This window comes from Enterococcus sp. AZ101 (assembly GCF_050499005.1).
Classification (GTDB): domain Bacteria; phylum Bacillota; class Bacilli; order Lactobacillales; family Enterococcaceae; genus Enterococcus_L; species Enterococcus_L ureilyticus.
Genome location: NZ_JBMHEZ010000003.1, coordinates 321,349 through 336,748 on the forward strand (window position 1 = coordinate 321,349; position 15,400 = coordinate 336,748).

Annotated in this window: 11 protein-coding genes; 6 read left to right on the top strand and 5 right to left on the bottom strand. The window is 38.5% G+C overall.

The window, feature by feature from the left end; translation table 11 throughout:
* Nucleotides 1–124 precede the first annotated feature (124 nt).
* The 4 genes from IGJ50_RS15400 to treR form a co-directional block, all read right to left on the bottom strand.
* Nucleotides 125–556 (bottom strand): GNAT family N-acetyltransferase, encoded by a 432-nt coding sequence (locus tag IGJ50_RS15400; protein ID WP_429951259.1) that lies wholly within the window; start codon nt 554–556, stop codon nt 125–127.
* A 45-nt stretch (nt 557–601) separates the two neighbouring features.
* Nucleotides 602–1,033 (bottom strand): hypothetical protein, encoded by a 432-nt coding sequence (locus tag IGJ50_RS15405; protein ID WP_429951261.1) that lies wholly within the window; start codon nt 1,031–1,033, stop codon nt 602–604.
* A 95-nt stretch (nt 1,034–1,128) separates the two neighbouring features.
* Entirely contained in the window at nt 1,129–1,914 is a 786-nt protein-coding gene (locus IGJ50_RS15410; protein ID WP_069639138.1) for a sulfite exporter TauE/SafE family protein, read from the bottom strand.
* A gap of 33 nt (nt 1,915–1,947) precedes the next feature.
* Complete coding sequence (treR, locus tag IGJ50_RS15415; RefSeq protein ID WP_069639137.1) at nt 1,948–2,661, bottom strand: trehalose operon repressor; 714 nt, start codon at nt 2,659–2,661, stop codon at nt 1,948–1,950.
* A gap of 208 nt (nt 2,662–2,869) precedes the next feature.
* On the opposite strand from treR, the gene IGJ50_RS15420 reads away from it, so the two are divergent.
* The 5 genes from IGJ50_RS15420 to celB all read left to right on the top strand — a co-directional run bounded on the left by IGJ50_RS15420 (nt 2,870) and on the right by celB (nt 10,176).
* Nucleotides 2,870–5,578: a glycoside hydrolase family 65 protein gene (locus tag IGJ50_RS15420; RefSeq protein ID WP_429951263.1), complete on the top strand. Its 2,709-nt coding sequence runs from the start codon at nt 2,870–2,872 to the stop codon at nt 5,576–5,578.
* Nucleotides 5,579–5,599: 21 nt separating this feature from the next.
* Entirely contained in the window at nt 5,600–6,250 is a 651-nt protein-coding gene (pgmB, locus tag IGJ50_RS15425) for a beta-phosphoglucomutase (RefSeq protein WP_429951265.1), read from the top strand.
* 235 nt (nt 6,251–6,485) lie between these two features.
* Nucleotides 6,486–6,947 carry a DeoR family transcriptional regulator gene (locus tag IGJ50_RS15430; RefSeq protein WP_429951267.1) on the top strand — a complete coding sequence of 154 codons (462 nt, stop codon included), beginning with the start codon at nt 6,486–6,488 and terminating at the stop codon, nt 6,945–6,947.
* 475 nt (nt 6,948–7,422) lie between these two features.
* Complete coding sequence (locus IGJ50_RS15435) at nt 7,423–8,814, top strand: glycoside hydrolase family 1 protein (RefSeq protein WP_429951269.1); 1,392 nt, start codon at nt 7,423–7,425, stop codon at nt 8,812–8,814.
* 15 nt (nt 8,815–8,829) lie between these two features.
* Complete coding sequence (gene celB, locus IGJ50_RS15440; RefSeq protein ID WP_429951271.1) at nt 8,830–10,176, top strand: PTS cellobiose transporter subunit IIC; 1,347 nt, start codon at nt 8,830–8,832, stop codon at nt 10,174–10,176.
* Between the two features lie 77 nt (nt 10,177–10,253).
* Here the strand turns inward: celB and IGJ50_RS15445 are convergent, their stop codons facing one another.
* Complete coding sequence (locus IGJ50_RS15445; RefSeq protein ID WP_069639130.1) at nt 10,254–11,225, bottom strand: ribose-phosphate diphosphokinase; 972 nt, start codon at nt 11,223–11,225, stop codon at nt 10,254–10,256.
* A gap of 371 nt (nt 11,226–11,596) precedes the next feature.
* Between IGJ50_RS15445 and IGJ50_RS15450 the strand changes: the two genes are divergently transcribed.
* A complete protein-coding gene (locus tag IGJ50_RS15450) occupies nt 11,597–15,382 on the top strand; it encodes a 5'-nucleotidase C-terminal domain-containing protein (RefSeq protein ID WP_429951273.1) in 3,786 nt (1,261 codons plus the stop codon).
* Nucleotides 15,383–15,400 lie beyond the last annotated feature (18 nt).

Genomic DNA, 15,400 nt, shown 5'->3' on the forward strand with positions numbered 1-15,400 from the left:
GTGAGAATAACTAACTCTAACTTTTGATTTTCTGAATCCTTAAGCTTTCTAGTTTAATCATTCTTGATGCTCAGTTCTACTCCTAAAAAGTTGGTAAACACCAAAATGCCTACCAACTTTCCATTTAGTTTCTTCTCATCTGAACATGAGGAATATCATCTTCTAAATAAACTTCTGAAACAGCTTCGAATCCAAAAGCACCATAAAATTTAGTAAGATGTGCTTGAGCACCAATCACGATTGGGCGATTTGGATAGTTCTCCTCGACTACTTTTAATGTCTCTTTTAAAAGCTTATTCCCTAATTTTTGGTTACGGTACTTAGGATTGATCAACACTCTACCAAACGTTACCGTATCGCCTTGATCGATGATTCGAGTATAGCCAACAATATCTGTTCCCTCCTGCAGCCAAGTATGCCAAGCAACTTCATCTGCATCATCGACTTCTTGATAAGGACAATTCTGTTCCACTACGAATACAGCAATTCGCAGTTTTACGATTTCAAGAAACTCTTTCGTCGTCAGCTCTGTCAATTTTTTAATATGATAGTCCATTTTATCGCCCTCCTCAATAAAACAAATGCGAATAAAAATTTTCGCTTACTTCATTTTCAGCGTGCCAGGACCAGAACGATACATGATTTTCACACTTTCACTATCCATTGTCGGATAGATCAAATCGACCAGCACGATATCACCTGTTGTCACAGAGTCTTTCCCTAATTGAACTAGCGTTCCGTCTGATGTTTGTTTGGAATCAAGAGTATGAATAAACTCTTCTTCTTGTAAGTAGTCAATATATTTATGTATATCTTTTTCACTGATGCTACCAGCTTTATACGTCAAGGTTGTTGATCGAACTTTATTTTTTATTTCACTACTCGTACCAACAATTTTTTTCTCGCCAATGACGGAATAAATCGACGGAACCTTATCCTCATTGATTTCAATTTCTGCAGCTGTACTAGACGCACAACTGACAAGCAATACACTGAATATAACCAATAACCCAACTGACACTATTTTTTTCATTTTATTCTCCTTTTTCTCCATTTAAAGCTTTTATTATAGCACAAATGAAAGCATCTACTCCTACAATTTTGCCACGTCTTAGCAGTTTATACAGATCAAATAAATAATTGGACACCATTCCAAAGATTCAGTAGCAAGACTAAAAGAATGACTACTTGATATACCTGAGTTACTCGTTCAGAAGAAATTTTCCCGCTGATTAAAGCTCCTACAAAGCCACCAACAATAGCGGCTGGAATCACATACACCAAAATAGACAGATCAAAACGCCCAAAGCCAGTAGTTTGTGCAATCGTCACTAATTTTGCTGCTTGTGAAAAGAAAATCGTAATGATCGAGTAAACTGTTGCCTCTTTGATCGGAATCCCAAAACACAGCATCAATAAGGCCACGTTGATTGGTCCACCACCAATTCCCAACAATGTGGAAATGAAGCCCAAAAATAGTCCAACCACCACATACCAAACAGGATGAGATAAATCAATGGAGCGTTCATTCCCAACTTTTGTATAAAAATACGCAAATAATAATGTGACAATCGTTAATACAATCTGAAGCAACTGTACATATTTTTCATCTGAAAATAGTCTTAATAATAATTCAAATACAGTATTCCCTAAAACTCCACCGATCACCGAACCTAAAGACACAAAGACTGCGATCGGTACTCGTAATTTTAACCCATTCCTCATCTGCCTCAACGTTGAAACGATCGACATGGTAAACACAGCCACACTAGAATAAAATGAGATCGCCGCTAATGGATGAAAATGTAGTGTATCCAGTACCGGTTTAATGATCACTCCGCCGCCCATTCCTGAAATTGCACCAACTGTATTTGCTAAAATAATCACAATAAAATAAATGATTCCTATATACACAGTTTTCATCTCCTCAAAATAACCGCTTTTGCTCTATACTTTTCTTCTTCTGGCAAAATCGACAAACTTGAATTTATCTAATCTATGTCTGGACTCTGTGTATTCAAAACAACGCGTATCTTCCAAACTTACCACACTACGGACCACTACTACATGTGTATCATCCTGAATAGTCATCAATTTCTGGTCCGCATCTGTTACCGCCTCAACGGTGATCTCTTTTTGAGCATAGCTAATCGCCAGACCTAAATCGTTTTCAAAATAATCGTAAATAGAGTCGGCTGCTCGTTCTTTTGGCAATTCATGAATGATTTCTTTTAACAAATAGTCGATATCGATAATAACTACCTCTCCATCGATTTCTCTTTGGCGAACTAAGCGCCAAACTGCTGCATCTTTTTTCCAGCCAGTCAATCGTGCCAAGGATTCACTGACACGTTCTTCTTCAAGCTCCACAACTCTCGTTATACTATGTATTTGTTGGGCGCTTTGCAGTTCTTTATAGCTGATGACACCAGAAATTGGTAAATCAAATTTTCTAACATTCAGAACAATTGATCCTTTACCTTGTTTCTTCTGGATGTATCCAGCATTGATCAATAAATTCAGTGCTTTACGTATCGTTTCTCTTGATACTGAATATTGCTCAACCAATTGGTTTTCACTTGGCAACAGTGTTCCTGGTTGATAATCCCCTTCTAAAATACCTTTTTCAAGTTCCAAAAATATATCATGAAATTTATTCATGTCCATCCCTCCACCTTAGGATACTCAAAGAAAATGATAGCACATTCTCCCCTAAAAAAATAGCATTCTCAATAAGTAAAACCATAACCCAAAAGAATTCTTTTCAGTGATTACACTTGTATTTACAAGCAATCCATACTATAATGAAACCGAAAACACAACATGTCTATACAAGTTTCAAAATAACTATTAGTCAGGAGCCGTTATCATGAAATTCCTATCTCTCACCATTACTAAAAATACCCTACATATCCAAGAAAAAGAGCAACAAAACCTAATCGCAGAGCAGACATTCACCTTCTCAGACTTTGAGTTTCCGAAAACCGTTGACGCTTTAGCCAACCAAATAAAAGAGCAATTCTCTGCTGCTAACGGTGCTATTTTTAACGATATTCCTACTGATTTTTACACTGAAAACACCAAAGTAACACCTTTGAACGTCAATGTAGAAAATCTAATTAAGCAGTTTTCAGAAATTCTAAACTTACCGATTCTAACCTCGTTTGAAGCAAACGCAACCTCTGATTTAATAGCAGCTTTTAAGAAAAAAGCTGAATATTTAACCTGGAATCTAGACTATTTTGGCTACACTCCAGGTAAGGAAGAGTATTCCACTGAATCCTTGTTAACAATTGGAAATGGCTTTATGGGCTTACGTGGTACGATACCTGAAATGACACTGACAAAAGACCATTACCCAGCTACTTACATTGCTGGACTCTACAATGAAGAGCAATCAGAAGTCGCAGACCAAATTGTGGAAAATGAAGATTTCGTTAACACACCAAACAACCAATATATCAACATCCAAGTAGCAGGAACAGATAAGTGGCTATCGCTTGAACAGTCCACTTTGCATTACTTGCACAGAAATCTCGACTTAAAGTCAGGGCTATTTACTTCTCATGTGATTATTGAAGACAGCAAGCAGCACCAAATAAAAATAACAGCGCAAAAAATAGTCAACATGGCGCAAATGAATAATTACTGCATTAAGTATTCGATCACACCCTTGAACTTTTCTAAATCAATAACCGTAAAAACAGCAACAGACGGCTCCGTTTACAACTTTAACGTGGAACGTTATCGCAATTTAACCGCTAAGCATTTCCACGTAACTCAGCTGATTGCAGATAAAAATAAAACAATGATTGAAGTCCAAACCAACCAATCAAACATCACTATTCAACAAAACACGACGATTACAGGTGATTTTTTTGAAGCAAATGTTGTCAAAAATTCGATTAGTGAAGAACTTATTGAACAAAAAATAACGTTTAATGCTAAACAAAATAACACCTATACTATGGAAAAACAGGTTCAAGTCAAAACCTCTATTGCCGAAAAAAATTGGGCAAGTCCATCTGTTCCAGCGATTTCCTTTGAAACAGAATTTTCTGAAAGTAAAAAAGCTTGGGCTGCCCTTTGGAAAAAAGCGGATATTCAAGTGACAGGTGATTTAATGTCACAAAAATTACTAAGAATCCATACCTATCATTTGTTTGTCTCTGCTTCACCTTTTAATAACAATGAATTAGATGTTTCAGTCACAGCTCGTGGCTTACATGGTGAAGCTTATCGCGGTCATATTTTCTGGGATGAAATTTTCATCTTACCGTTTTATATTATTCATTTTCCTGAAACAGCCAAACAGCTATTGATGTATCGTTATAATCGTTTGGGTAAAGCAAAAGAAAATGCGAAAGAAAATCACTACGAAGGTGCAATGTATCCTTGGCAATCTGGCTTAGACGGCAGCGAAGATACACAAAAGCTTCACTTAAATCCCTTAAATGGGGAATGGGGAGAAGATCACAGTATTTTGCAACGGCATGTTTCATTAGCGATTGCATATAATATCTGGATGTACTGGAATAACTCTAACGATGACCAATTTATCAAAGAATATGGTGCTGAAATGCTTTTAGAAATCGCCAATTTTTGGCGCAGTGCAGCAACCTTTGATCCAATTAGCAATCGCTATTCTATAGATAAAGTCATGGGGCCAGATGAATTCCATGAAGGCTATCCTAACTGTTCAGAGAGTGGTTTGAAAAATAATGCTTACACCAATCTAATGGTCGTTTGGCTATTTGAAGAACTAGAAAATATCCTCTCACTTTTAAATACGCAAGAACGAGATATATTATTTAATAAAACAGGAATCACGAAAGAAAATCTTGAGCAAATGAACGATATGCGTAAGCGCCTGTCGATCGAAATCAACGAAGATGGAATCATTGCTCAATATGAAGGGTATTTTAACTTAAAAGAAATTGATTGGGCGCAAGCAAAAGCCAAATACGGAAACATTTATCGAATGGACCGTATCTTAAAAGCGGAAGGCCGCTCACCTGATGAGTACAAAGTGTCTAAGCAAGCTGATACGTTGATGCTCTTTTATAATTTAAATAAAGAAAAGATCGATGAAATTTTCGAAGAACTCGGCTATACGCTACCTACAGATTATCTTGAAAAAAATCTTTTATATTACTTAAATAGAACCTCTCATGGTTCTACCCTTTCAAGAATCGTCCATGCCCAACTTGCTGAAGAAGTTGCTTTTCATGACTTGTCTTGGGAGCTATACCAAGAAGCACTTTACTCTGACTATCGTGACATCCAGGGCGGAACAACTGCTGAAGGTATTCACACCGGCGTAATGGCTGCGACGATTTATGTCACACTGACCACGTATGCTGGGATCGATATCAAGAAGAAAAACCTAATGATTCAGCCCAATTTACCAAAAAACTGGACGGATATGACCTTTACTGTGGAGCACAAGGGTATCCATTATCAACTGACTATTTCAAACCATTCTGTTCAAATTTATGCATCACAAGATACAATGATCATTATCAAAAACCAGCCTTACCATATTCAAGCAGACACAAAAACAACGATCCCTTACTAATCACAAGATAGGAGAATTCCCATGAAAAAAGGGTTTATTTTTGACTTAGACGGCGTCATTACAGATACGGCAAAATTTCATTATATTGCTTGGAAAGACTTAGCAATGGATTTAGGTATTACAATTGATGAAACATTCAACGAAACGTTAAAAGGCATTAGCCGTATGGATTCGTTGGATAAAATTTTAGCTTACGGACAGCGGGACGATGAGTTCAGCATAGAAGAAAAAGAAGTTCTAGCTCAAAAGAAAAATGACGCATATGTTCAGCTTTTAGCAGATCTTTCAGAAAAAGACTTATTACCTGGCGTTCATGATTTTCTCGTCCAAGCGAAAGCAGAAGCAATTCCTTGTGCAATTGCTTCTGCTTCTAAAAACGCTCCAATGATTCTAGAAAAATTAGGCGTACTCGATTTCTTCGGACATATCGTTGATCCAGAAACGCTAAAAAAAGGAAAACCTGATCCTGAAATTTTCGTAAAAGCAGCAGAAAGTATCCATGTTGAACCACAGGATGCAATTGGTTTTGAAGATGCTCAAGCAGGAATTGACGGAATCAAAGCAGCTGGAATGTATGCTGTAGGAATTTCCACAACCGAAACCTTAAACGATGCTGACTTACACGTTGCATCGATGACTGAGTTAAGGATAGAACAATTGATCAATCAATAATAAAAAAGGAAGAAGGACGGAAGGGAGCATGACCGTTTTTCTTCTTTTCATTTATATCTTTTTGTATAGAAATTGGTGACTGGGCTATTGCATTAATGCGGGCCCCTTTTTAAGCAATAGTTTTCAAGAGAATGGAACGCTAACTCTTACTTGAACCAGGTTGTACTTTTACCGCCACATTGTCTATACTATGAGTAATTTCAAAGATAAAACCTTTTAAATTGGGAGGCTAATTATGAAAACAAGTCAGGGCGATGTGTTTAGAAGAAGAGAAAATTTGCTCGAACAGTTAAAAGAAGCAGAGTACTTAACCATTAACGAGTTGGCAGATTTTTTTAACGTTTCTACAGTCACAATCAGACGCGATTTATTGTTTTTAGAAAAGAAAAAGATGATCGAGCGGCTTTACGGCGGCGTTCGATTACTTCCCAGCCATCCCTTGCAATCAGTCACAGAGAAAGAAGAACGAGCCTTTCCAGTAGAGACCTTCATTAAGCAAATCACCCCTTTGCTAGTAGAGGATCGGCAACTTTTTGTCGGAGCAGGTCGCTTCTCGACAGAATTGATTTATGCTCTGTCTTTTTTTAAGCTCATGATTTTGACGAATGATGCTGCTGCGATTTCGATCGACCATCCTAAGAAAAAAGCCTTGATTTCGATCAGTGGCGGGGAACTGGAAAAAACACACAGGCTTTAGTTGGGGATTTTGCTATCCATTCTTTTAATAAAGTCGTCGCTGACCTTTGTATCATTGAAGCTGCTGGTTTTAATACCCATGAAGTAACAACTAAAACCTTGAGTGAATCCTTTGTTTATCGAACCATGATCCAGCATACAAAAGGAGCTAAACTCGTTTATGCCTCCTCGACTCATTTAGAATCGGTGAGCTCTTTTATGATCGATCGAACCTTTTTATTTGATACATTATATACCGATTCTGCTATTTCTACTTCAATTTTGGCACACTATCAACATCAGTCGATCCCCACAGAAGTCTTAACTGAATAAAAAAGGTATACTGAAAAGTGTTGGCTTTTTCGCAATTGCCTATCCAGAACTGTTCATAAAAATACTTTCATGAACAGTTCTTTAAATTGCATTGAATTGGCCGAAACAATCGCTTATTCTAAGACCAAGAAAACGCTTTATAAAAAAACAGATTGGAGAATCATATGACGAATACATTTCCAAAACATTTCCTATGGGGCGCATCCATTTCCGCCCATCAAACTGAAGGCGCTTATCAAAGCGACGGCAAAGGCTTAAGTGTTCAAGACACACGCCAAAGAGATAATCATGACATTACGGACTTCACGGTAGCAGTGGATCACTATCACCACTACAAAGAAGATATTCGTTTACTCGCTGAAATGGGGATCAAAGTCTTCCGATTTTCGATCGCTTGGACCAGAATTTTTCCAAATGGACGAGGTGAAATCAATCAAAAGGGGCTACAACACTATAACGATGTAATTGATGAGTTATTAAAATATGGGATTCAGCCTTACATCACCTTGAATCATTTTGACCTACCACAAGCTTTAGAAGACGAAGGCGGCTGGAGTGCTCGCACCACTGTAGAGGCCTTCAAGCATTATGCAGAAACTGTTTTTGAAGCCTACGGGGACCGAGCCAAACATTGGCTGACCATCAACGAACCGAACATCATGCTTCTAGTAGATAAAAAAATTCTTGGTAAGGAGATTCCACTGCAAGAAAAGTACCAACAGTTCCATCATTTGATGATTGCCGAGAAATATGCGTTTAAACGCTGCCACGAACTGATCGAAGGCGGAAAAATCGGACCTGTTCCCAACATTTCACTTGTTTATCCTGCAACTAGTAAACCATTAGATAATCAAGCAGCGCTTTATTTTAATAGTATCCGCAACTGGGCTTATCTAGATTTCTCTTGTTTTGGCCGTTATAATACTGTCTTTAAAGATTATTTGAACCGCAATAATGTGACAATCACAATTGCCCCCGAAGACAAAGAACTGATGGAAAATCATTTCCCTGATTTTGTTGCGATGAACTTTTACACAACGGTCACTGTAGAAAAACCAACTAAAAAAGACGGTATGGCAAACGGAATCAGCGATCAACAAAGTGAAGATATCATGGAATGGGGTTTTTACAAAGGCTTCACCAATCCTTATTTGAAGAAAAATGAATTCAACTGGACGATCGATCCCGATGGTTTAAAAACAACGTTGCAAACACTGTATGATCGTTATCATTTACCGATCATTATTACCGAAAATGGTTTAGGCGCAAAAGATGAGCTTACAGCTGATGGCAAAATCCACGACACATACCGCATCAACTATTTAAAACAGCACATCGACCAATGCTTACAGGCAATTGAAGCCGGTGTTGATTTGATTGGCTACAGCCCATGGTCAGCAATCGATTTAGTCAGTGTCCATGAAGGGATCAGCAAGCGTTATGGTTTTATTTACGTAGACCGCACAGAACAGGATGAAAAAGATCTTGCTAGATATCGAAAAGACAGTTTTTATTGGTATCAAGAGCTGATTAAAACAAATCAGCTGCCCTCTTAAAGAAAGGAGAAGAAAATGAATAAAGTATTTACATTCTTAGAAACAAAATTGATGCCGCCTTTGAATAAAGTAGCAAACTTGCGCTTTATTCGGGCAATCATGCAAGCAGGGATTATTACGGTGCCGTTTACGATTGTGGGATCGATTTTTCTGATCATCAATAATCTACCGCAAATCATTCCCCCACTTGCGCCTTTTTTTGAACATACGATTTTGAAATTTGCACCGATCTACAGTGTAGCAACGACTATGTCGATTGGTTCGATCGCGATCTTTTACTGTTTGGCAACAGCCTACTATTTGACCGATATTTATCGAAAAGAAGAAAGTGAAGGGCTTAGCAGCTTCGTGGGTGCTGTTTTAGGTTTGTTTGCCTTTTTGATGACCATTATCCAAACGGATATCGTTGATGGTGGTGCGCAGTTGATCCAATCTGAAAGTGAAACAGCCATTGTTTATAATGGCGTTGCATTAGGTGGTTGGGTCACTCGCTTTAGTGGGGTAGGTATTTTTATTGGCATCATCACAGCAGTGATTGCTACACAGATTTATCGTTTATGCGTGAAAAAAAATATTACGATTCGCATGCCAGAAGGAGTTCCTGATGGTGTAAGTAAAGCATTTGCTTCGTTGATTCCTGCTATTTTTATTGCTTTTGTCATGCTATTTATCAATACGATTTTAGCAGTGTTCCATACTGATTTACATGGATTACTGTCAAAACCGTTTGAATTTGTAAAGGATCTGACCGGTTCTTGGTTGGGAATCATCGTAATCATGCTGTTGATCCACCTGCTTTGGGCTGTTGGGGTTCATGGGACTGCAGTGATCAAGAATAGTTTTATCAATCCAATTTTATTAGTAGCATTAACAGAAAATATTGACGGGGGATCAAATATTTTTGCTGGTGATTTTGTCAATATGTATATCTTTATCGGCGGTGCTGGAAGTACGCTTGGCTTAGTTTTATTGATGATTTTTGTGGCAAAATCTGATCAATTGAAGGTGCTTGGTAAAGCCGCTGTACTCCCTGGTTTGTTTAATATCAATGAACCAGTGATTTTCGGAGCGCCAATCGTGTATAATCCTTATTTGATCATTCCGTTTATTGTGACACCTTTGATCAATGTCACGATTGCTTATTTTGCTTCTTCTCTTGGATTGGTGAATAAAGTAATTACTGGGATTCCTTGGATATCTCCAGTAGGAATCGGAGCATTTCTGGGAACGGGCGGTGATTTCCGCGCGGTGTTGATTGCGTTGATTAATTTAGCGGTTTCGATCGTTTGTTATTATCCATTTTTCAAGATGTATGATGGAAAATTGTATAGTGAACAGATGGCCGCTGTGAAACAAGATTAATCCTTTTTATAAAAAAGTTGCCAGACCATGCTGTATGTGAAAACACAGCAAGGTCTGGCAACTTTTATCACTTATTTTTAACGGCGTTTTGTTTCAAACAAAGGGCTAACTGGTTTATTTTCATGGATACGTTTAATCGCATCTCCAATTAGTTCACCTACACTGATTTCATCGATTTTATCCGTTTTACGATCATCAGAAAGATAGATGGAATCTGTCACAACTAAACGTTTGATTGCAGAGTCTTGAATACGTTGTAAAGCTGGTCCTGATAAAACTGGATGTGTACATGAAGCATAGACTTCTTTGGCTCCTGCTTCTTGTAGAGCGTTAGCTGCAAGTGAGATCGTTCCAGCTGTATCGATCATGTCATCGATCAGCACACATATTTTACCTTCTACGTGGCCAATAATATTCATCACTTCAGCAACGTTTGCTTTCGGACGGCGTTTGTCGATAATTGCGATTGGTGCTTTCAAGTATTCCGCAAGTTTACGTGCACGTGTCACACCACCATGGTCAGGAGACACAACGACAACATCATCCCCTTGAATCCCATGTTCCATAAAGTAATCTGCAATCAATGGCGCACCCATTAAATGATCCACTGGAATATCGAAGAATCCTTGAATTTGAACCGCATGTAAATCCAATGTCAACATTCTAGTTGCTCCTGCTTTTTCAAGCATATTTGCTACAAGTTTCGCTGTGATCGGTTCACGAGCACGCGCTTTACGATCTTGGCGTGCATACCCATAATAAGGCATCACAACATTGATTGTTTTTGCACTAGCACGTTTTAACGCATCGATCATGATCAACAATTCCATCAAATTATCATTGACTGGACTGCTTGTTGATTGGATGATATAAACGTGAGAGCCACGAATACTTTCTTCAATATTTACTTGAATTTCACCATCACTGAATTGCGTGACAGAAGATTTTCCTAATTCTACACCGACAGCTGCAGCGATTTTTTCCGCTAAAGGACGGTTTGAGTTAAGAGAAAAGATTTTCAATCTAGGATCAAAATAATGTTTTGACATGAGGACCTCCACTTTCTTTTGCTGAACAATAGTTTCCTTATAAATAGTAGTCACTTTTTCAAAATAAATCAAGTCATTTTGGGGGATTCCTCTAAATTAATACGATTTTCTAATAAAAGTCGGTGACTGTTCGTTGTAAAAAAACAAAAACAGTTGAAAGAGGTGTCGTTTGTTCTTTTTTTTGAAAATCAGCATATTTTATAATGACAATAGACAATATATATATTACTATTTAGATGGCAGAAAAAATGAAAGCGTATTACTTTCGTTACAGCTAGTTACGTCATTGGACTAAAACTTTCTAGCTTCGCAGACTAGCACTACGCTTACTTTCATCCTGTTGAGCATTAATTATTTTGAGGGGGAATTTTGTGAAAAAGTCAGTTTTGAAAAAAGTACAACTGGGTTTACAGATATTGATGGTTTCAACATTACTTGTAGGTACTAGTACTACCACCGCTTTAGCGATTGAAAACACTCTGAGTAGTGACACACAAGAAACTTCAACACGTACTTCCGAAAGTTCCACTGCTTCAAGTACAGTAAAAAATGAACAAGATGTCGTTCAAAAACCTTTAGATGAAACGGACGATCTACCACAAAAATTGACGATTTTAGGAACCTCTGATGTTCACGGTCAGCTATGGAACTGGTCTTACGAAGATGACAAACAAACACCAGTCGGTCTTTCTCAAGTCAGTTCTATTGTAAATAGCGTTCGCTCAGAAAATCCAAATGGAACCATCTTGATCGATAATGGGGATATGAATCAAGGAACGATTCTGACAGATGATCTATACAATAAAGCACCTTTGATTGCTCAGCCAAACCCCATGATCAAAGCCATGAACTATATGAACTATGATGCAATGGTTTTAGGGAACCATGAATTCAATTTTGGCTTAGATCTAATCAAAAAGCTTGAGAATGAAGCAAAATTCCCGATCTTATCAGCAAACACTTATGTAAAAGAGTCAAACAATCGCTTTGTTGGTGGTACAATGAAAAAAAATATTGACCTAAATGGAGACGGACAAACCGATTTGACTGTCGGCATCATCGGTCTCACAACACCGCAAATTCCATTATGGGATGGCGCCAAAGTAGACAGCCTTTATTTTAATCCTTTGCAAGAAGAAGCAGCCAAAGCCGTTGCTGAATTAAAAGATGAGACAGATATCATTGTAGCGTCGATCCATGCTGGCCGTCAAAACGCTGATCCTGCTGCGAGTGCCGATCAAGTCATCAGTAACGTTCCAGGCATTGATGCGTATATTTTAGGTCACGATCACCGCTCTTTTGCAGAAAAAATCCAAGGTCCTAATGGGCTCGTTCCAGTAGCTGGACCTAAAGATACCGGAACAGAAATGATCAAAATCGATCTTGATATTGAAAAAAATGGGGACCAGTGGCAAGTTAAAAACAGTGATGCTGCTATTGTAAGCACCAAAACGGTCCCAGCAGATGAAGCATTAAAAGCTGAAACGAAAGAATACCATGACAAAACAAGAGAATTCATTTCAGAAAAAATCGGAACAGCCACTGGCCATTTTTTACCAGCTGAAGAAGTAAAAGGAATCCCAGAAGCACAACTACGTCCCACTGCGATGATCTCTTTGATCAATAATGTGCAACGACAAGCAACAGGCGCTCAACTAGCCGCTTCTGCCCTCTTTAAAGCAGATAGTAAATTAAATGCTGGCGATATTTCTTATTCCAATATTTTTGATATTTACAAATATCCTAATACACTTGTCAGTGTCGCTATTACTGGCGAAAACCTACTGACATACATGGAAAACCAGGCGGATTACTACAATACACCCGGATCTGATGACCTAACAATCAGCTTTAACGAAAAAATTCGTGTATACAATTATGATATTTTTTCAGGAATTTCTTATAAGATTGATATTTCTAAACCACATGGACAACGCATAATCAATCCAACGATCGACGGGAAACCAGTTGATCTTACGGCAAACTATACGATAGCTATGAACAATTATCGCTACGAAGGGTTATTAGCACAAGGTATTGTCACAGGGGAACCAATCAAATCTACTGATCCTGAAACATTACGTGGCTTGATTGCTGATTATATTCGTGAAAAGCAAACCCTTGACCCCACAGTTGAAATCGAAAATAACTGGGAAGTAATCGGCTATCATTTTAACAAAAACTGGCGAGATTTAGCGGTAAAATTAGTCAACGACGGTATATTACAGACAGAACCTGCTGCCGATGGTCGGACGCCTAACGTTAAGCCTATCACAAAAGAAGACGTGAAAAATGCAGGATATCAACCCGAATCAGAAACCTTCACAATCATGCATACTAATGATATACATGGACGTTTGGAAGGAAATGGCAAAGATGTCTTAGGGATGGCACGTTTGAAAACCTATAAAAATAGGATGAACCCAGACCTCTTGATCGATGCGGGGGATGCCTTTCAAGGACTGCCGATTTCTAATTTCTCTAAAGGTAAAGATATGGTCAAAGTGATGAATGAAGTTGGTTACGATGCAATGGCCGTTGGGAATCATGAATTTGATTTTAGCTTGGAAACTGCATTGGACTATAAAGATGAATTAAACTTCCCAATCCTTTCCAACAATACATTTAAAGATGGAGAGCTCGTTTTTGAACCCTCTACAGTCGTTGAAAAAAGTGGCGAAAAATATGCGATCATCGGCGTAACAACACCAGAAACAGCGACTAAAACCCATCCAAATAATGTACAAGGTGTGACTTTTTCCGATCCAATCACTGAAACAAAAAAAGCAATCAATGAAATCAACAATTCAGGAGAAGTAATGACTGCCTATGTCGTAACAAGTCATTTAGGCATCGATGAAACCACCCCGCATGAATGGCGTGGTGATACTTTAGCTGAGGCATTGAGCAAAGAATTTCCCGATTTGAATATTACAGTTTTGGATGGTCATTCGCATACAGCCGTTGATGGCGGGAAGAAATTTGGCAATGTCATATACACTCAAACCGGAAATTATCTAAACAACGTCGGTTTAGTTGCCGTTGATTTGGCAGATTTTACTAAAAAAACCGCTTCATTAACTCCCGCACAATCATTAGCAGATTTAGAAGAAAATCCTGCTGTTAAAGCGTTAGTCGATCAAGCTAGAGCGAATTTTGAAGCCTGGGGCTCAGAAGTTGTGATTGAAAATAACCCTTACCAATTCAATGGCGAACGCGATAATGTACGCACGAGAGAAACCAATCTAGGAAATTTGATTGGCGATGCAATGTTCGCATATGGCCAACACGGCTTCAATAATCAAACCGATTTCGCGGTCACAAATGGCGGCGGTATTCGAGCAAATATCGAACCAGGTAAAGTGACCTTGGGTGATGTCATTGCCGTTATGCCATTTGGCAATAGTATCTCCCAAATCAATGTTACTGGTGCTGAAGTCAAGGAAATGTTTGAACTTTCTCTTCGCTCAATGGCTCAAAAAGACGAAAATGGCACAATCCTTTTAGATGATTCCAACCAGCCAAAACTTGGTGCAAATGGTGGTTTCCTCCATGTTTCAAGTACAATTCGTGTACACTACGATTCAACGAAAAAGGGCTCTTTACTGCCAGCAGACGAAGGAAACGGAACAGATAAAACCCTCGTCGGCGAACGAGTTCTGCAAATAGAAGTGCAGGACCGCACAACTGGAAAATTTGCCCTGATCGATGAAAAGGCAACCTATCATATGGCAACGAATGATTTCTTAGCAGCTGGCGGCGATGGCTACGATATGTTAGGCGGCGAACGAGAAGAAGGCCCTTCTTTAGATACCGTCTTAATCGATCATCTAAAACAAGGAACCACCCTGCGCCTTTATGATGCGGCAACAACTATTGATCTTGCACAATATAAAGAAGCCTTTCCCGGCGAACGGATCATTTCCATTTCAGAAGCCGAGTTCAATAAACAAAACAAACCCGAACCTGTACCAAATCCAGATCCAAAAGACCCAACGAAACCTGATGAGATAAAAGTAGCCAAACCTGTTGGAAAAACAGCAAATTATCCAAAAATGGGTGAAACGATTGTCGCATATGGTAGTTTAGGGTTACTAATTATTGGTCTTTCTAGTTACAGTTTCTATGAATATAACCGGAAACGGAAAATAGGATAAAAAAAAGATGACTGCTGA